This window comes from Effusibacillus consociatus, assembly GCF_042652925.1.
Classification (GTDB): domain Bacteria; phylum Bacillota; class Bacilli; order Tumebacillales; family Effusibacillaceae; genus Effusibacillus; species Effusibacillus consociatus.
The window spans coordinates 56,059-74,647 of the sequence record NZ_JBHSHC010000096.1; the positions used below are offsets into that span (position 1 = coordinate 56,059).

At 46.7% G+C, this 18,589-nt stretch carries 15 protein-coding genes and 2 pseudogenes; all 17 read left to right on the forward strand.

Annotation, left to right across the window (positions count from 1 at the left end; all coding sequences use genetic code 11):
* Nucleotides 1–6 precede the first annotated feature (6 nt).
* Nucleotides 7–1,155, forward strand: a complete 1,149-nt coding sequence (locus tag ACFO8Q_RS11735; RefSeq protein ID WP_380026099.1) for a PAS domain-containing hybrid sensor histidine kinase/response regulator — start codon at nt 7–9, stop codon at nt 1,153–1,155.
* Nucleotides 1,152–2,300, forward strand: a complete 1,149-nt coding sequence (locus ACFO8Q_RS11740; RefSeq protein ID WP_380025964.1) for a PP2C family protein-serine/threonine phosphatase — start codon at nt 1,152–1,154, stop codon at nt 2,298–2,300. Before ACFO8Q_RS11735 ends, ACFO8Q_RS11740 begins: the two co-directional genes overlap by 4 nt.
* 52 nt (nt 2,301–2,352) lie before the next feature.
* Complete coding sequence (locus tag ACFO8Q_RS11745; RefSeq protein ID WP_380025965.1) at nt 2,353–2,721, forward strand: cupredoxin domain-containing protein; 369 nt, start codon at nt 2,353–2,355, stop codon at nt 2,719–2,721.
* 142 nt (nt 2,722–2,863) lie between these two features.
* On the forward strand, nt 2,864–3,733 hold the full coding sequence (locus ACFO8Q_RS11750) for a MurR/RpiR family transcriptional regulator (RefSeq protein ID WP_380025966.1): 870 nt from the start codon (nt 2,864–2,866) through the stop codon (nt 3,731–3,733).
* A 211-nt stretch (nt 3,734–3,944) separates the two neighbouring features.
* A pseudogene (locus ACFO8Q_RS11755) lies at nt 3,945–4,928 on the forward strand (gluconokinase); the annotation flags it as partial.
* 18 nt (nt 4,929–4,946) lie between these two features.
* Nucleotides 4,947–5,730, forward strand: a pseudogene (locus tag ACFO8Q_RS11760) (NAD(P)-dependent oxidoreductase).
* Nucleotides 5,731–5,862: 132 nt separating this feature from the next.
* On the forward strand, nt 5,863–6,624 hold the full coding sequence (locus tag ACFO8Q_RS11765) for an IclR family transcriptional regulator (RefSeq protein WP_380025967.1): 762 nt from the start codon (nt 5,863–5,865) through the stop codon (nt 6,622–6,624).
* A 12-nt stretch (nt 6,625–6,636) separates the two neighbouring features.
* A complete protein-coding gene (locus tag ACFO8Q_RS11770; protein WP_380025968.1) occupies nt 6,637–7,410 on the forward strand; it encodes an SDR family NAD(P)-dependent oxidoreductase in 774 nt (257 codons plus the stop codon).
* Nucleotides 7,411–7,576: 166 nt separating this feature from the next.
* Nucleotides 7,577–8,437: a fumarylacetoacetate hydrolase family protein gene (locus ACFO8Q_RS11775; RefSeq protein ID WP_380025969.1), complete on the forward strand. Its 861-nt coding sequence runs from the start codon at nt 7,577–7,579 to the stop codon at nt 8,435–8,437.
* Nucleotides 8,438–8,745: 308 nt separating this feature from the next.
* On the forward strand, nt 8,746–9,780 hold the full coding sequence (locus tag ACFO8Q_RS11780; protein WP_380025970.1) for a TRAP transporter substrate-binding protein: 1,035 nt from the start codon (nt 8,746–8,748) through the stop codon (nt 9,778–9,780).
* A 39-nt stretch (nt 9,781–9,819) separates the two neighbouring features.
* Entirely contained in the window at nt 9,820–10,371 is a 552-nt protein-coding gene (locus ACFO8Q_RS11785; protein ID WP_380025971.1) for a TRAP transporter small permease, read from the forward strand.
* Nucleotides 10,368–11,651 carry a TRAP transporter large permease gene (locus ACFO8Q_RS11790; protein WP_380025972.1) on the forward strand — a complete coding sequence of 428 codons (1,284 nt, stop codon included), beginning with the start codon at nt 10,368–10,370 and terminating at the stop codon, nt 11,649–11,651. Before ACFO8Q_RS11785 ends, ACFO8Q_RS11790 begins: the two co-directional genes overlap by 4 nt.
* A gap of 24 nt (nt 11,652–11,675) precedes the next feature.
* Nucleotides 11,676–12,716, forward strand: a complete 1,041-nt coding sequence (locus ACFO8Q_RS11795) for a C-terminal binding protein (RefSeq protein WP_380025973.1) — start codon at nt 11,676–11,678, stop codon at nt 12,714–12,716.
* A gap of 37 nt (nt 12,717–12,753) precedes the next feature.
* Nucleotides 12,754–13,809 (forward strand): TRAP transporter substrate-binding protein, encoded by a 1,056-nt coding sequence (locus ACFO8Q_RS11800; RefSeq protein WP_380025974.1) that lies wholly within the window; start codon nt 12,754–12,756, stop codon nt 13,807–13,809.
* Nucleotides 13,810–13,840: 31 nt separating this feature from the next.
* Nucleotides 13,841–15,115, forward strand: coding sequence for a nickel pincer cofactor-dependent isomerase, group 22 (locus ACFO8Q_RS11805; protein ID WP_380025975.1), 1,275 nt, complete (start codon nt 13,841–13,843; stop codon nt 15,113–15,115).
* Nucleotides 15,116–15,129: 14 nt separating this feature from the next.
* Nucleotides 15,130–16,278 carry a galactonate dehydratase gene (dgoD, locus tag ACFO8Q_RS11810; RefSeq protein ID WP_380025976.1) on the forward strand — a complete coding sequence of 383 codons (1,149 nt, stop codon included), beginning with the start codon at nt 15,130–15,132 and terminating at the stop codon, nt 16,276–16,278.
* Between the two features lie 101 nt (nt 16,279–16,379).
* On the forward strand, nt 16,380–18,581 hold the full coding sequence (locus tag ACFO8Q_RS11815; protein ID WP_380025977.1) for a dihydroxy-acid dehydratase domain-containing protein: 2,202 nt from the start codon (nt 16,380–16,382) through the stop codon (nt 18,579–18,581).
* Nucleotides 18,582–18,589 lie beyond the last annotated feature (8 nt).

An 18,589-nucleotide genomic window follows, 5' to 3' on the forward strand; every position in this document is an offset into this window, starting at 1 on the left:
ATGACTATGACAGAACACTTTCGATCACTTATTCAAAATTCATGGGATATCATTCTAGTGCTGGACGCCGATGGTACAATTCGGTATGTAGGCCCCTCGATTGAGAGAATTTTGGGTTATAAGCCGGAAGATCTGATTAACCAAAATGTCTTTAAACTGGCTGAATTCTATTATCCGCACAAACATACCGTATTTCGAGAAATTGTCAATGAAGCTCTCAGCAGTTCAAATACTAGCATTGTAACAGAATGTTGGTTGCGACACTGTGACGGTTCCAGGCGATACTTTGAGGTCATCGGCCAGAATCTGTTAGATCAGCCGAGTATCTCGGGTATTGTCTTGAATTTGCATGATATTACAGAGCGTAAGCGGGTGGAAAAGGAATTGTCTATGGCGCTTCATACTGCGCTTGAGGCCTCACGTGTCAAATCTCAATTCCTGACCATGGTCAGTCATGAGATTCGGACTCCACTGACCGCCATTATCGGGATAGCCGAGGTGCTCAAGGAGACTCCGCTTACTTTGGAGCAGCAGAAATATGTGAATGTGTTGGAAACAGCGGGAAATACGCTCTTGATTCTCGTGAATGATATTCTGGATTTTTCCAAAGTCGAGAGCGGGACCCTTTCACTGGATCAGGTTCATTTTGATATTCGGGAACTGGTGGAAAAAGCGATTGCAGCAGCAGCTGTACGTGCGGGGGAGAAGGGGTTGACACTGACTGTCGAAATTATGCCGGACGTGCCTTCCGGTATAATGGGTGATCCAGGGCGCTTAACCCAAATTCTCTTGAATATCCTGGAAAATGCGATCAAGTTCACCGAAAGAGGCGAAGTTGTGCTGCGTATAAAGAATAATCCGGACGCCAAAGATGACGAGGGGCTCTTGTTTTCAATATCAGATACGGGTATCGGTATCTCTGAGGAAAAGCTGAATACTATTTTTGACAGCTTTACACAAGTTGATTCTTCCATCAGACGCAAGTATGGAGGAACTGGGCTTGGGCTAGCCATTTCCAGTCGACTTGTAAACTTAATGGGGGGGCGGATGTGGGTAGAAAGTACACAAGGAATTGGCAGTACCTTTTACTTCACGATAAAATTCGGGAGTCCATCAATGGATGATCCGTACATAATACAGGGGGGCAAACGATGAGAATACTTATCGTTGATGACTCGGAAGTAAATCAGCTCGTACTGCAAGCTATCTTGGAAAAAGCAGGATACACAGAGTTAATTGCTGTGGATTCGGCAAATGAAGCTTTTAACCAACTTGGAATGGATAATCCGTCAAATGTTTCTCCGGAAATTGATCTGATTTTAATGGATATTATGATGCCCGAAATAGACGGTATTGAAGCGTGCCGACAAATTAAAGCAAATCAACGACTCCGGGATATTCCTATTATTATGGTAACGGCTTTGACCGAGACAACGGACTTGGAGGCGGCTTTTGCTGCGGGGGCGATGGATTATATCACGAAACCTTTTAAGAAGCTTGAGCTTCTGGCTCGGGTGCGTTCGGCATTAGCGCTGAAACATGAACTGGATCGGCGAAAAATTCGTGAGCAAAAGCTGCTGAAAGATCTGTGCCTGGCAAAAAGGGTCCAACAAAGTGTGCTTAGTCGTCCAATAAGCAATCCTCGGATCGAAATCGCTGCAGCGTATGTTCCCTCACAGGAACTTTCCGGTGATATGTACTATTGGTGTGACATTGATCAACACCGTTACGGTATTCTGTTACTTGATGTAGTGGGACATGGCGTTTCCGCTTCGCTTATCAGCATGTCCGTGCGTTCATTATTACGAGGGTTGATTACCAGACTGGTTGATCCGGTCCGGGTAGTGCGGGAATTGAATCGTCATATCCATAATTTGTTCGGGAAAGATAAAAAGTTGTCATTTCAATATTTTACCGCGATTTATGTGATGATTGACACTCAAAAGCGAGAGATTGAATATGTGAATGCCGGCCACCCGCCGGGGTTGATCCTTCAACAGGACCAGACTGTTCTCAGCCTGGATCGGAGCAGCGTTCCGATCGGATTTCGGGCGGAGATGCCCGTAGAGAAACGTACACTCTCTTATTCAAAGCCGTTAAAAATAATTCTATACACAGATGGGCTGATCGAAGTGCCCGGGAAATCAATTTTGGCAAGTATTCAGAATTTAAAGGATTTCTTGCGTCACAATCAACACATGGAGAATCAATCGTTAATTGAACGTGTTATAGCCGATCGGGAACAAAGAGAAGACCTGATAGATGATATCTGTTTGATTTCAATTACGATTCATGACTGATTCTTGTATAATTCTTCGCTCCCCGGTCATTGTATGACTAGGGTGATATTCCGTGAAAAAATGGATTTCTACATGGATGGTACTGCTAATGTGCATGAGTACGGCAGGTATCGTACAAGCGAACCAAATCGAACAGGAAAAAGAAGTCACAATCTACCGCATCCGAATTACGGACAAAGAATTGAACCCGAACATCATTCAAGTTCGTCAAGGAAAACCCTTTCGGTTGGAAATCAGAAACACCGGCAAGAAGCCTCACAACTTCACCTTGCCTGAGCTGAATATCTATTCTTATAATTTACGGTCGGGTGAACGGATGAAGCTGCAGATGCAAATTGATCGACGAGGCAGCTACAAGTTTTACTCGGATGCTCCCGGGGAGCCGGAAACGGATCTAACAGGCAAACTGGTTGTGTGGTAGATCTTTCCAATGCGTTTTCACCCCCCGCACCCTTCATGAATCGACAAACCGCCTGAACTTGGCGTGTGCACCTCTACAGGGACGCTCCGGATAGAAGCGTATTTTATAGTATAATAAAGTAAAATGTTGGATTGCCGGAGGAATGACAGACATGAATGAACACCCTCTGACTGGAGGCCTTGCTCGAATTCGGGCTGCGTACTCAGGACTCTCACCGAAATTTCAGGCAGTTGCTGCTCATATTCTTGAGAATCCCCGAGACGTGGTGCACTTGTCAATTAATCAGCTCGCGGAGGTAACCGGCTGTGCAGAGGCCACGATCTTCAGGCTCTGCAAACAACTGGGGTTCAGAGGCTATCAGGATTTGAAAATCGCCTTGGCGCAAGAAGTGGTAGAGCAGCCGCTGCAAAATATTCATGAGGAAATAAGCCAGGATGACGACATGATGACGATTGCTTCAAAAGTGTTCCAGGCAAACGTTGTCGGTTTGACCGATACACTTCATGTGCTTGAGCCGGAATCTTTACATGAAGCGATCGCTTTATTAAAAGAGGCGAAACGAGTTGAGTTTTATGGAACCGGCGGTTCTGGCGCAATGGCGTTGGACGCTTACCATAAGTTCATGCGCACCGGAATCTCATGCATCGCCCATACCGATTCCCATTTGCAGATTATGTCGGCACGGCTGCTCGGAGAAGGTGGTGTCGTGATCGGGTTCTCTCATTCCGGCAGCAACAAGGACATTTTGGCTGCATGTAAGGTGGCGAAAGAGTCAGGCGCGAAAACCATTGCCATCACCAGCTACCGCAAGTCCCCGCTGAGCCAGCTGGCAGATGTAACTCTTTACACTTCAACCCGTGAAACCTCTTTTCGAACAGAAGCGATGTCAGCACGCATAGCCCAGTTGAGCATTATCGACACGCTTTATATTGGACTTTCGTTATTCCGGCAGGAAGAAACGCTGCAAAATCTGCAAAAGATCCGTGAAGTCATTTCGTTAAAGAGAATGTGAGCAAAGAGAGCTTCCTCTGGGCGCGGTCTGGTTTCGGTACGAGCTGTGCTTTGAGCGAAGCCTTTTTTATTTGTCGACGAAAAAATATTTTTTATATATTTATATTGTATAAAGAAAATTTATTTCATATAATGATTATGGAAGCGCATACATCGTTTGAATAAAGAAAAACTATCCGGATTGAGCAAAGGGGGAAGGCGGGATGGTCGAAATACAAGATTCAGAAGTTGTTATCGGACTCGATATCGGAACAACCAGTACCAAAACGGTTGTTTTCGGCCCGGGCGGTCAAATCCTTGGAGTTCATGCGGTTGATTACCCTCTCATCCAATCAAAACCGGCTTGGGCGGAACAGGAACCGGAACAAATTTTGCAAGCCGTGGTGGACAGTGTCCGTCATGCTTTATTAAATGCAGGAGTGAACCGGGACAATGTGATTGCTGTTGGAATGAGTTCCGCGATGCATTCGTTGATTGTTCTTGATGCAAACGGGAAGCCGCTAACCCATAGCATCATTTGGGTTGACAACCGGAGCATCGAGCAAACGGAACGGATCAAGAAAGAATTGTCGGGGCATGAGATTTATCTTCGAACGGGCACCCCTATCCATCCGATGTCTCCTTTGCCCAAGATCCTGTGGATGAAAGAACAGTTGTCTGAAACATTTCATAAGGCCGCAAAATTTGTTTCGATTAAAGAATACGTGCTCTATCGGCTGTTCGGACAATTTGTGGTTGATTACTCGATCGCTTCCGCGACAGGACTGTTCAATCATGAAAAATTGGGTTGGGACGAGGATGTTCTCAATCTCCTGGGAATCCGATCCGAGCAACTTTCAGAAATTGTTCCTACCACACATATTGTGTCAGGTATGGATCCCGATTTGGCTACCCAAATGGGATTACGGCCGGAGACCAAATTTGTTGTAGGAGCCAGCGACGGGGTGTTGGCAAACCTTCGGGTTGCGCTGCGGGATTTGGCGGGTCCTGCAAAAGATATTCGCGCTTCGGGCGGGTTCGCAAGATCCGCAGTATGGCGGCAAATTCTCTCTGATGTAATGGGCCGTGAACTGCTGGTGCCCGAAAGCCATGAAGCTTCCGCCTTCGGGGCAGCCGTGTTGGCGCTTTATGCTCTTGGCAAAATCGACAGCCTGGAACGAATTAAAGACTGGATTACCGGGCAGGTGATTTTTCATGCCCAAGGAGGAGAAGCGATGAAACCGAAAGTGATGATTTATCATTCAATCCCTGCTGCAGTGATGGAGTATATTAGGGAATCATGCGATGTCCTTTATTATAAGGAACTCGACTCACCTGATCCTGATTTTTTACAGTCGTTAAGCATAGCAGAAGGACTGCTCGGGACTAAATTAAAAGTGAACAGGGAGTTATTGGATCAGGCCCATGTTTAAAAATCGTCAGCAATATATCTGTGGGCTATGACAATCTGGATATTGCGGAGCTCACAAAGCGGCATATTATGGCTACCAACACCCCGGATGTACTTACGGAAACTACGGCTGATACCATTTTTGGATTGCTTTTGGCGACCGCGCGGAACAACTTTATGATGCCGCATTCTGCAGCCTCAATGAATTGTTGCAGGCATCCGACTTTGTTTGTCTGATGACGCCTCTGTCCTCTGCTACGGAGAATTTGATAGGGGAAAGAGAATTTCAACTTATGAAACAATCAGCAATATTTATTAATGGGTTTCGAGGGAAAACGGTGAATGAAAAGGATTTGATCAACGCACTCCAAAACAGGACTCTACTAGCGGCCGGATTGGACGTCTATGAAAAAGAACCGATCGATCCCGATAACCCGCTTCTGAAATTAAAGAATGTCGTCACTCTGCCCCATATTGGATCTGCTACTGTTGAAACCCGGTTCAAGATGGCTAAGCTTGCAGCCGAAAATCTTGTGAAGGGATTAACGGGTCACCGTCCTCCCAGTTTGATTCATCCTGAAGTTGAATTTTTAAAAGATTCCAATTAGTAATTGTAGACTCATGCCCGCATATGATATAGTCAAAGCAATCGGTATATTAAACTTGGTTTTCTATACTAAACCGATCTTTCGGATTCTGTTGCGAACATGTGTGGACATTGAGAAATGAGGTTTATTTTCATGCAGAAATATTGGGTGCCAGCTTTAGAGCGGGCAAACGCGATACTTGCTCTACTGGCTGCTGAACCGTCGGATCTTAGGCTGATCGATCTATCGAACCGCCTGGGAATTAACAAAAGCTCTATGTATTCTCTGCTCAATACAATGGAAACGCTTGGTTGGGTGGTAAAGGGAAAAGGAGATACCTATTCGCTGGGGCCAGCCCTAGGATCTTTAAGTGCTGCTTTTTTCCGACAGTTTCATTTGCTCCAGTCTTTTCACGAAGAAGCTGCATCGTCCGCCAAACGTGTCGGCGAAACGATTCAATTGGCCGTGTTGAATGGAAGGCATGTTTTGTATTTGGCCAAAGAAGAAACTGCCGCACCTGTCCGAGTGGTTTCCGACCCGGGAATGAGATTTCCCGCACACGCTACTTCTCTTGGAAAAGCGTTACTGACACAATTTGATTATGATTCCTTGCGGGAGCTTTATCATGACCAGGAATTTGAAGCCATGACACCTTATACAGTCACAGATTTGGAACAATTGTGGGAGCAAGTGAAACAAAGCAAAATCAATGGGTATGCCTGTGATCTGCAGGAAGCAGTGGCCGGTTTTTACTGTATCGCCGCCCCTGTCTATAACCACTCGGATCGAATCCTTGCTGCGGTTAGTTTCACGATGATGGAAACCGCCTGGCAGGAAAAATTCGATTTGGCTCGTGATGAAATTGTGGATTTGGCCAGACGATTGTCGCAGAGAGCTGGTCATACAAGAACGTGAGGGGGATTGGGAGTGAGACTGAAGAACAAAGTGGCATTGATTACCGGTGCCGGTTCCGGAATCGGGAAAACCACTGCCTTGTTGTTCGCGAAAGAAGGAGCGAGGGTGATTGTGAATGATCTCTCCGAACAACATGGAACCGAAACTGCGGAAGAAATTTGTGAACACGGAGGGGAAGCCATTTTTCTGCGAGCGGATGTAAGCGTTTCCCCGGAAGTGGAGGACTTGGTAAAAAGGGCGCTCGCCCGATATGGACAAATTGATGTACTGTTTAATAACGCCGGAATTGCCGGTGTGGGGGCCCTTCACGAAACCAGTGATGAACTGTGGGATCGGGTGATGAATGTAAATATCAAGGGTGTATTTTTACCGAGTAAATTTGTTATCCCTCATATGATGGAGCGTAAAGCTGGTTGCATTATCAACATGTCATCCTGCATTGCCGAGATCGGGCTGATGCGACGGGCTGTATATGCCGCGACCAAGGGAGCGGTTCTGGCGTTAACAAAATCGATGCAAGTGGACTATGCCACTTACAATATTCGAGTCAACGCTTTGCTGCCGGGAACTATTTTGACTCCGTTTGTTGAAGACTACCTGAAAACTTCTTACGAGAATCCGGATGAGGCGTTGCAAAACATTAAAAAACGTCAGTTGAGTGGCGACTTGGGGACGCCTGAAGATGTTGCGAAAGCAGCATTGTTTCTTGCGTCGGATGAATCAAAGTTTATGATGGGCTCTCCACTGTACATCGATGGAGGAGCCACCTTTGGCAAAATGGCGTAATACACGCCCACGAAAGTGAAGCTGAATCTTCGAAGCATATTCCGAGTACTTTCGTGGGGACCCGGAAAGAATCTCAAGTGCCAATTCGTACTTTGGCGGGGACCCGGAAAAACCGTGGCAACCCAGCAACAAATAAATCTAGTACATAGAAAAGGAGATACATAGGATGAAGTTTTTAACGTTTCGAACAGAAGAGGGATTGAAGCTGGGAGTCAAAACGGAAAAAGGCGTATTGCAAGTTCAGAAAACGGTGGAGGAGCTTCTTGCGGACGGTGAAAGAGTGTTGGACGAGGTATCTTCTTATGTAAGGCGGACCCTTGAAAGCGGTAACTCGGATGTGTTTCTTAACGAAGAGGAGTTATCTCTCGGACCTTGTGTTCCCAATCCGGGAAAGATCATTTGTGTGGGGCTCAACTACCGGAAACATGCGGAAGAGTCCAATATGCCGATCCCTGAGTATCCGATTCTGTTTAATAAATTTGATAACACAGTTGCCGCTCACGGAGACATTATTGACCTGCCATTCAACTCCGAGCAGGTAGACTATGAAGCGGAATTGGTGATTGTAATCGGCAAAACAGCCAAGCGTGTACCGAAGGAAGAAGCTTTAAATTATGTCTTTGGCTATTGTGCAGTAAACGACTTGTCTGCACGTGACCTGCAGTTCCGAACCAATCAATGGCTGCTTGGCAAATGCTGTGACGGATTCAGTCCGTTGGGTCCTTATCTGGTCACGTCGGATGAAGTTGGAAACCCGAACGATCTGGGGATTCGTTCTTATGTGAACGGAGAGATCCGGCAAAACTCAAACACAGCCGATATGGTCTTCTATTGCGATGAATTGGTCAGTTATATCTCTCAATTCATGACTCTTCAGCCTGGCGATATTATACTGACGGGAACTCCGGAAGGAGTAATTTTCGGATATCCGAAAGAGGAACAAGTGTGGCTGAAGGACGGGGATGAAGTTACGATCGAAATTGACAAATTGGGCGGCCTAACCAACCGGATGAAGCAAGAGGTGTAAAAAAATATTTCATATCTCGACTTTATTGTCGAAAAATTATTCATTGACAAGTCAATTGGACTGAAATAATATTAATTTCAGAATAAGACGAAATTACAGAATTTAGTTTTATAATATCAAACAACCGGTCGTGGACCGGTTTTTACACCAAGCAAAATGAAAACTTGGTTTTATATTATAAAACTATTTATGTTGGCAGTAGAAAAAAGAATTTTAAGGTGGTGGTTTTAAATAAGGGAGAAGGTTGCGTTTTATCCGGAATGACAGCGTTTTCAATGAGATGGTAATTATAAAGGGAGGTCTTTTGAATGAAAACGGGGATTGCACTTATTTCGAGTCTTACTTTAGCAACATCCATTTTGGTGTCAGGCTGCGGAAGCAGTAAAACTGCCACCTCTGAAAGCGGTAACACAGCGGCCAAAACCCACACGATTAAAATTGCAAACTATTTTGCCGAGAATCATCCGCAAAATGTCGCTCTTCGTGAGAAATTCAAACCGCTGGTTGAAAAGAATTCGAACGGTACTCTCAAAGTGGAAATCTATGAAAACAGCAAACTGGGTGCAGAAAAAGAATTTTATGACGGAGTGCGAAACGGCACAATTGAAATGGGAATCCCCGGAATGATCATGCAGGCCGATATTCCCAAAATGGCGATCCCTGAACTGCCGTTCTTGTTCAAAGATTATAAACATGCCAAGACTGTGCTGAGTGGCCCTCTTGGTAAGGAATTGACGGCTGAAATGGAAGCGAAACACGGAGTTCGTGTCCTGGCCTGGAGTGCAAATGGTTTCCGCATGGTTTCCAGCAATAAGTCAATTACAAACTTGGAAGACTTTAAAGGTTTCCGCCTGAGAATGCCGAACATTCCCAACTACATAGCATTGGGGAAATCTTGGGGAGCGAACGTAACACCTATGCCCATTTCAGAAGTGTTCGCGGCTCTTGAGCAAAAAGTGGTGGACGGACAGGAAAATCCGATTGCGACCCTGCGTGCCTCCGGTTGGTACGAAGTGCAAAAACATGTGCTTGAATCCCGCCATATGTTCAGCCCGAACGTTTATATCGTAAACAATAAGTTTTGGCAGAAGCTGACTCCTGAGCAGCAAAAAGCAGTTGAGGAAGCCTCGAAAGCCGCCGCTGATTATGAATGGGAACTGCTTGAGAAGAACGAAGCAACGGACAAAAAATTCCTTGAAGAAAAAGGCTTAAAATTCCATACTCCGGATGACAATTTCAAAAAACAAATGCAATCTGCAGCACAGCCGATTTACGAAGAATTCTACAAGAAAAATCCCTCGACAAAAGAGTTGATCGAAAAAATCAAAGCCGAAGCAAAATAATCAACCGGGTATTTGACAAGCCCGAAAGGGGGTAAATCCATGCAGACAATTTCAAAAGCGGTCAGCAATTTGTTAAAGATCGCAATTGCATCTTCTTTGGCACTGATGTCCATTTTGGTTTTTGGCAACGTTGTCCTGCGTTATGCGTTTAATTCCGGTATTACATGGTCGGAAGAGATGTCCCGATTCCTGTTTATATGGATGATCTTTTTGGGAGCTATTCTTGGGTTGAAAGAGAATGAGCATCTCGGCGTGGATATGCTTGTAAAAAAACTGCCGGTTAAGCTCCAAAAAGTTGTCTATGTAATCAGCAACTTGCTGATTCTGTATATTCTCTGGCTGGTGTTGGACGGCAGTTGGAAAATGACAGAGCTGAATATGGATAGTCAGGCACCTGCTACAGGCTTGCCGCTCGCTTTTGTATACGGAATTGGTGTGGTCTCGAGCTTAGGCATGGGGATCATTATACTTAACAATTTGTTCCGCGTCCTGTTTCAAAAGATATCGATCAACGACTTGATCATGACACGGGAGTCGGAAGAAGTATCAGATCACAACGTTAAGACGGATGCGAAGGGGGTCACAACATGACATTAACGGTCTTCGTCGGTTCACTGCTTGGTGCAATGGCGTTGGGGATGCCTATCGCTTATGCGCTTCTGATAAGTGGTGTGGCCCTTATGTTTGTCCTTGACGTGTTTGACAGCCAAATTATTGCACAAAACCTGATCAATGGTGCAGACAACTTCCCCTTGATGGCAATTCCATTTTTTATCCTTGCCGGGGAGTTAATGAACGGCGGAGGCATTTCGAAACGAATTGTATCGTTTGCGATGTCCCTTGTCGGACATATTCGCGGCGGACTTGGTTATGTTGCGATCATAGGCAGCATTTTATTTGCCGGTCTGTCCGGATCGGCTGTCGCGGATACAGCAGCTCTTGGTGCCATTTTGATTCCTATGATGGTGAAAGCGGGCTATGACCGAAACAAGGCGACAGGCCTCATTGCGGGGAGCGGAATCATTGCTCCGGTAATTCCGCCAAGCATCCCGATGATCATCTTTGGAGTAACCGCAAACGTATCGATAACAAAATTGTTTCTCGGCGGGATTGTTCCGGGTCTTCTGATGGCAGCAGGGCTGGCAATAGCTTGGTGGTGGATGGTTCGGAATGGACAATTTGAAGTACAGCCCCGCAAATCAGGTAAGGAAATTTTCCGGGCAACGGTGGAGGCTGTTTGGGCCCTTATGCTGCCCGTCATCATTGTTGTAGGTATGCGCGGAGGCGTCTTTACCCCGACGGAAGCTGCGGTTGTTGCAGTTTTCTACGCGCTGTTTGTCGGTTTGTTTGTCTACCGTGAGCTGAAAATCAAAGATCTCTACGAACTGTTGGTATCGTCTGCCAAGACGACAAGTGTGGTCATGTTCCTTGCCGCTGCAGCCATGGTATCCGCGTGGTTGATTACGGTTGCAAATATTCCGGCTGAAATAACCGATTTACTGGAACCGGTAATGGATAACAAGATCCTTCTTTTGTTGATGATTAACTTGCTGGTATTTCTTGTAGGCACTGCCGTAGATTTGACGCCTACTATTTTGATCCTTACACCAGTTCTTATGCCAATTATCCAAAAGGCTGGAATTGATCCGGTATACTTCGGAATTCTATTTATTGTCAATAATGTAATCGGATTGCTGACTCCGCCGGTAGGTACGGTTTTAAATGTCGCCTGCGGTGTGGGGAAAGTAGATATGCAAGGCGTTATGAAAGGTGTCTGGCCGTTCTTATTGGTTCATTGCGTAATTCTCTTGCTGCTGATTCTATTCCCGGAAATCGTTACTGTTCCAATAGAATTCCTGGAGAAAAAATAACAGTTGATTCGGAGGTGGAGATCGGTGGCGAAATGGAAAGTCGTTGTAACAGATTGGGAGTATGCGGATCTGCGTTACGAAGAACGAGTTTTGCGTCATGAGGAGATTGAATTGGTTTCGGCCCAATGCCGAACGGAAGAAGAAGTGATTGAAGCCTGCCGGGATGCGGATGGAATCATCAATCAATATGCGCCCATCAGCCGCAAGGTGATTGAATCGCTCAAGAAATGCAAGGTTATTACAAGATACGGTGTAGGTGTGAATACGGTTGACTTGAACGTGGCCACTGAGAAAGGAATTTGTGTGGCGAATGTTCCTGATTACTGTATGGATGAAGTAGCTGACCACGCGCTTGCTTTATTACTGGACTTGACAAGGAAAGTAACCCTGGCAAACCGATATGTGAAAAACGGGAAGTGGGATTTTAAGGTTACTCAACCGATATATCGGTTACGGGGACGCACTCTTGGTCTAGCGGGATTTGGCAGAATTCCTCAATCTCTGGCAGAGAAAGTGAAACCTCTGGGGCTGGAAGTGATTGCGTTTGACCCCTATGTTCCGGAAGCGGTAGCGAGGGACAAGGGAGTGACTCTCGTTTCTCTGGATGAGTTATGCCAAAAGGCTGATATTCTATCGGTTCACGCTCCGCTCACTCCCTCCACACAAGGATTGCTCGGGAAAAAGCAGTTTGAATTGATGAAAAAAGATGCATTTGTGATTAATACATCCCGGGGTCCTGTAATTGATGAGGGAGCTCTAGTTGAAGCTTTACAGGAAGGTCGCATTGCCGGTGCCGGCCTCGATGTAGTGGAGGAAGAACCGATTCGTGCAGATCATCCGTTGCTTTCAATGGAAAATGTGGTTTTAACGCCGCATGTCGCTTGGTATTCGGAAGAAGCTGCCGCTGAGATGCGTTCAAAGGCGGCCCTGGGAATTGTCGATGTGCTATTGCACGGGGAATATCCAAAATATTTGATTAACCGGCAAGTCAAAGAAAAAGTTTCACTTCAAGCCAGCAAGCCGGAACAGCGATATATTTTAGAACACTTTGCTGTCATGAAGTAAGACTATATAAAACTATCAAATTAAAAGGGGTCAGATTATGAAAAAATGGGTGAAAAACGCAGCGATTGCTCTGGTAATTCCCAGTCTTCTCGCAACGGTAGTAGGATGCGGAAGCGGTAAAACTGATGGAGGTTCCGCACAGCCAGCAGCTTCCGGTGGAGCCAAGGAACGGGTAATTAAAGCAGGGATTGGTCTGAATGAGGATCATCCACAAGGGCAAGGTCTAAAGAAGTTTAAGGAAATTGTCGAAGCCAAAACCGGCGGAAAAATAAAGGTGCAAACGTACTTCGCTGCACAGTTGGGTGACGACCAAAAAATGACCGAAGCTCTTAAGGGCGGATTGCAGGAAATCACCATTCCTTCCACTTCTCCGTTGGTGGGCACCGTGAAAGAATACGGCATTTTCGACTTTCCGTTCGTATTCAATGATCCGAAGGAAGCGGATGCAGTTCTTGACGGTCCTCTCGGGAAAAAATTGCTTGATAAACTGCCGCAGCACGGCTTGGTTGGTCTCGGATACTGGGAAAACGGTTTCCGCAACTTGACGAACAGTAAACGACCTGTTGCAACAGCGGATGACTTCAAAGGTTTGAAGATTCGTACGATGCAGAACAAAGTGCATCTGGATGCATTTAAAGCTTTGGGTGCGAATCCGACACCGATGGCTTTCTCAGAAGTGTTCAGCGCACTTGAAAGCAAAACGGTTGATGGTCAGGAAAATCCGCTGGCGACAATCGAGTCGAACAAGTTCAATGAAGTGCAGCCTTACTTGAGCCTGACAAACCATGTTTACACTCCGTTCGTGTTCCTGGTCAGCAAAAAGTTCTGGGATCAGCTTTCCGCCGACGAAAAGAAAATCATGCAGGATGCGGCAGTTGAAGCGGGTAAATATCAGCGTGAGATTAGCCGTCAGCAAAATGGAAAATCGCTTGAAAGCCTGAAGGCGAAAGGCATGAAAGTTAACGAAGTTTCAGCTGCTGACAAGGCAAAAATTCAGGAAGCGATTAAGCCTGTTATCGACAAATATGCAAAAGAATTCGGTGAAGACCTGGTGAAAGAAATGTACGAAGAAGTAAAAAAAGCACGTAAGTAATTAGTATGTCCTGATTGAGGAGGATCGGCAAATGAAAATCATTGAAGAATTGCTCCAGAACGTTCCTCTCCCGCGAATGGTGAAAGTACGGCAGAAGTTCCATGCACCTGAAGTCTCCGATGTCCCTGCGGCTGTTCACCAGGCGATTCAGGAGGCAGGGGTTTTGTCCCGGATTGCGAAGGGTGACCGGGTAGCGATTGCAGTAGGAAGCCGTGGAGTGGCAGATATTCCGATTCTTGTGAGGGAAGTGGTTAACACCGTAAACTCCGTGGGAGGCGAACCGTTCATTGTTCCCGCTATGGGCAGCCATGGGGGGGCATCCGCCGAGGGACAAACTGAAGTGCTGGAACAATTGGGAGTTACCGAATCTTTTATCGGTGCTCCGATCCTCTCAAGTATGGACGTAGTTGAGGCAGGGAGGCTTCCCAACGGCCTTCCGGTCTACGTGGACAAATACGCTTACGAAGCGGATAAGGTCATAGTTATCAACCGGATTAAACCTCATACCGCATTTCGGGGGCCGGTCGAAAGCGGTCTCATGAAAATGATTACGATTGGGCTTGGAAAGCAAAAAGGAGCTGATGCCGCCCATGCATACAGCTTCAAATATATGGCGGAGCACGTTCCGGCAATGGCCAGGATCACTTTGAGCAAAGTGCCGATCATCTTTGGACTGGGAACGATTGAAAACGCATATGATCGACCAGCCAAAATTGTTGCGGTTCCCGCAGAGAAATTTGAAGAGATTGAGCCCCAGCTGCTGCTAGAGGCAAAAGCGTTAATGCCGAGAATCATGTTTGATCCTATTGATGTTTTGGTGGTTGACGAAATAGGCAAAAACATTTCCGGTGACGGAATGGATCCGAATATCACAGGGAGATATGGAACCCCTTACGCAAGCGGCGGTCCTCAGGTCAACCGTATTGCCGTACTCGGTTTAACTGAGAAGACTCACGGCAACGCAAATGGAATCGGTTTGGCGGATGTAACAACCCGCAAAGTGTTTGAATCCATCGAGTGGGAAAAAGGATATGCGAATGCGCTAACCAGTACGGTAGTCAGTATGGTGAAACTGCCCATGTTTCTCGAAACAGAAGAACTGGCGGTCAAAGCTGCGATTAAGATCAGCAATCTATTTGATTTATCAAAAGTTAGACTCGTCCGGATCCATAATACGCTTGAATTGGAGAATATCTGGATCTCGGAAAGCCTGATTCCGGAAGCAAGAGCGAACGAAGATATTGAGATCCTGACCGAACCGGTTCCAATGCATTTTTCTGAACACCGATACGTCGATATTTCTTAAAAGGGGGCTTTTCCATGAAAATAACGAAATTTACCCTCTACAAAGTCTCGCCCCGGTGGCTCTTTCTAAAAGTAGAAACGGATCAAGGGATCACCGGATGGGGGGAGCCGATTGTTGAAGGAAGAGCTGATACGGTGGAAGCTTGTGTCAACGAATTGAGTGAATATCTCATCGGTCAAGATCCCCTGCGAATCGAAGACCATTGGCAGGTCCTATACCGCGGCGGGTTTTATCGGGGCGGCCCCATCCTGACCAGTGCCCTGTCCGGAATTGAACAAGCCTTGTGGGATATTAAAGGCAAATTTTATAACGTTCCTGTGTATCAGATGCTTGGCGGTGCCGCACGGGACAAAGTACGTGTCTATTCCTGGATTGGAGGCGACCGTCCGCAGGATGTAGGGGCTGCCGCCAAAGAAAAGGTGGATGCCGGATTCACGGCGGTGAAGATGAATGCTACCGAAGAGATGAATTATATCGATAGTACATCCAGGGTAGAAGCTGTGGTGGAGCGAATTGCGGCCGTTCGTGAAGCGGTTGGCAAAGATGTCGGGATTGGGATCGACTTCCACGGCCGGGTTCATAAAGCAATGGCCAAAATTCTGGCCAAAGAACTGGAACCTTACCGACCCATGTTCCTGGAGGAACCTGTGCTTCCTGAAAATAATGAGGCACTCCGGGAAATTGCACACCATACGACAACCCCGATTGCAACGGGGGAAAGACAATATACCCGCTGGGGATTCAAACAGTTATTGATCGATGGATATGTCGACATTATTCAACCGGATTTGTCTCATGCCGGCGGTATTCTTGAAGTGAAGAAGATAGCGGCAATGGCCGAGGCTTTTGATGTGGCGGTGGCTCCTCATTGTCCGCTTGGACCTATTGCACTTGCTTCTTCATTACAGGTAGACGCATGCACTCCGAACGTGTTTATTCAGGAACAAAGTTTGGGTATCCACTATAACCAGGGAAGCGATTTGCTGGATTACTTGGCAGATCCCACGATCTTTAAATATGTGGACGGCTTTGTCGAGATCCCCCAAGGCCCCGGTCTCGGTATCGAGATTAATGAAGTGCGGGTGAAGGAAGCAGCTCTGGAGGGTCATAATTGGAAAAATCCGGTTTGGCGTCATGAAGACGGAAGTGTAGCGGAGTGGTAAGTGGGCCCACCAAAGTGAAGTGAAGCGTTGTTGCTTATTCCGAGTACTTTGGCGGGGACCCGGAAGAGCGTAAAACTTGAAAGTCAGGGGGGACAGGTTAAGTGGCCGTGAAATATCCATCGATAAATAATCCGGTTAATCCATATCGGGATAATGTACAGGGGAAAGCAAATGAACCGATTTGTGTTGCCGGTCTGCTCGACCGTTCCAAACAGATTCTTGGTTCCGGTTATGAAGGTCCCAAGCCGGACTGGTCGCTGGAAGAAATTTATGACAGGCTGGAAGAGAATGCTCCCCGTATTGCAATTATAGGCGGGTCTCCTGATCATCCGGCCCACATCATGGATTTTCAAACTTCGGCTCGTGCAGCCATCCGCATCTGGCAAAACGGAGGGGTCCCGTTCTATTTTTCCACACCTGTGATGTGTGATGGAACCGCCCAGAGCAACCAAGGGATGAGCTATTCTTTGCAAAGCCGCAATGCAGTGGCCCAAATGGTTGTGAACCAGATGGAGTCGCACAGTTACCATGGCGCATTTGTGATTCAGGGATGTGATAAACAACCGCTTGGCGTTGTCAGTGCATTGGCTCATTTGGACCGCATCAGAAAGATGAGGGGAGAAGCACCCTTCTTTGCAACGTTTGCTCCTGCCCATGTACTGCAGGGAGGGACGATTCCTTCCGATTTATTCGCCGAATTGGAAGAGGTGGCGAAACGGGCAGAGCAATTGGGAGCATTTGATATTGCCTACGATTTGCGGGATGCGATGGCGTATATTTTACAATGCTCTTCGAACACAGCCTTCCAGGGAGTACTCGAACGGGCAGCGGAAAGAGACATCATTACGAAAGCTGTCCGCAAAGATTTTGAAAAAAGATTGGCTGTCGCTACATGTGACGGAAAAGGGGGAGTCTGCGCTTTCAATGGTACCGGCAACAGCTCCCGACATCTGGTTGCGGGAATGGGTTTGGTCCACCCGTCACTGGAACTGTTGACAGATCCTCCAAGCCAGGAAGCAATCAATCAATCTCTTGACAGTCTTTCAACCATGATCAATGACCCGGTATTCGGGGTCTCGAATATCATGGCCGCGAATATTAAAAATGCGATTCGCATACACAGTGCATCAGGCGGATCGACAAATTTGATGATGCATATGGTTGCTGCCATGCTTTACGGCGGCTATAAGTTTAGCCTTTGGGATTTGGACCAGATCCACCATGAGCATCCGGTTCCGGATTTATTCGATTACAGTTTGACACAAGGCAGGGATATTTTCGTACTTGCGTCACAGTGCTGCAGCGGCAGCATCCGGGGCATGGAAACGTTATTTCATGAGTTGTTGGAAAACGGGGTTCCGATGGATGCGGATGCTCCAACCGTTACCGGTACTGCTTGGCGGGAACGGCTTCAAAACAGAGAGCGTTTATCCGCGCTAAATGTTAGCGAAAATCCGATTATTTTAGCGGATCCCCGACGGTCGTTTAGCGGTGTTGATGTATTAACAGGCAACTTTTTTGAAAGTGCGGTTGTAAAAATCAGCGGCATGCCAACTTCCCAGTTGGATGAATTTGATAAAAAAGCGGCATTTGTTCTCTACTACGAAAATGAGGATGATGCAAACCGCGGTCTGCTGGACTCCAATTTGATGGAGACTTTAAAGCTGGAGCGCTGCTTCAGCCATGACAATTTGTTGGCTGCACTAAAATATAATTCTCCGGAAGAGTACCCGAATTTGAAAGATTTGGATTACGAATCCCTGTTTGACAGGTTGGTAGAGAAAGCGATTCTAAAGATTGCCGTTATTATATCGGGTCAAGGTCCTGTCGCATTCGGGATGCCGGAGATGTTTACTCCGATGCAGCACATCAACGCTAACCGTTCCTTGAAACGTTTGGCGACGTTGATCAGTGACGGACGATATTCCGGTGTAACTTACGGTGCCGCTATCGGCCATATGACACCTGAAGCCCTCGAGGGCGGAGGCATTCTCTATCTCAAAACAGGTGATCTTCTCTATCTCAATCTGCGTGAACGCCAAATTCAGTTTGTCGATGAGACGGCATTCCGGAACGGTTCACTTCAGTTCGAGTTTGATTCAGTTCGCAAAGAGAGAAATGGTTTAGGGGAAGAGAGATTGGCGAGGATTCGAAAGCGGCAGCGGCTCGTTGCAGCCAGCAACCGAATGTACGGACATACCGATGCCGCTCTAGGAGTTGTTCCCCTGGCGGTGGCGGAAGAAGCCGAGCTCGATTACAGAAAGGATATAAAACTGCCTGTTGCAGACCAAGTAATGAGATGATTCACAAT

What these genes read in the sequence shown, in the direction of transcription:
- ACFO8Q_RS11735 (WP_380026099.1), top strand. Translation starts at nt 7, where the DNA reads ATGACAGAACACTTTCGATCACTTATTCAAAATTCATGGGATATCATT.
- ACFO8Q_RS11740 (WP_380025964.1), top strand. Translation starts at nt 1,152, where the DNA reads ATGAGAATACTTATCGTTGATGACTCGGAAGTAAATCAGCTCGTACTG.
- ACFO8Q_RS11750 (WP_380025966.1), top strand. Translation starts at nt 2,864, where the DNA reads ATGACAGACATGAATGAACACCCTCTGACTGGAGGCCTTGCTCGAATT.
- ACFO8Q_RS11765 (WP_380025967.1), top strand. Translation starts at nt 5,863, where the DNA reads ATGCAGAAATATTGGGTGCCAGCTTTAGAGCGGGCAAACGCGATACTT.
- ACFO8Q_RS11775 (WP_380025969.1), top strand. Translation starts at nt 7,577, where the DNA reads ATGAAGTTTTTAACGTTTCGAACAGAAGAGGGATTGAAGCTGGGAGTC.
- ACFO8Q_RS11780 (WP_380025970.1), top strand. Translation starts at nt 8,746, where the DNA reads ATGAAAACGGGGATTGCACTTATTTCGAGTCTTACTTTAGCAACATCC.
- ACFO8Q_RS11785 (WP_380025971.1), top strand. Translation starts at nt 9,820, where the DNA reads ATGCAGACAATTTCAAAAGCGGTCAGCAATTTGTTAAAGATCGCAATT.
- ACFO8Q_RS11790 (WP_380025972.1), top strand. Translation starts at nt 10,368, where the DNA reads ATGACATTAACGGTCTTCGTCGGTTCACTGCTTGGTGCAATGGCGTTG.
- ACFO8Q_RS11800 (WP_380025974.1), top strand. Translation starts at nt 12,754, where the DNA reads ATGAAAAAATGGGTGAAAAACGCAGCGATTGCTCTGGTAATTCCCAGT.
- ACFO8Q_RS11805 (WP_380025975.1), top strand. Translation starts at nt 13,841, where the DNA reads ATGAAAATCATTGAAGAATTGCTCCAGAACGTTCCTCTCCCGCGAATG.
- dgoD (WP_380025976.1), top strand. Translation starts at nt 15,130, where the DNA reads ATGAAAATAACGAAATTTACCCTCTACAAAGTCTCGCCCCGGTGGCTC.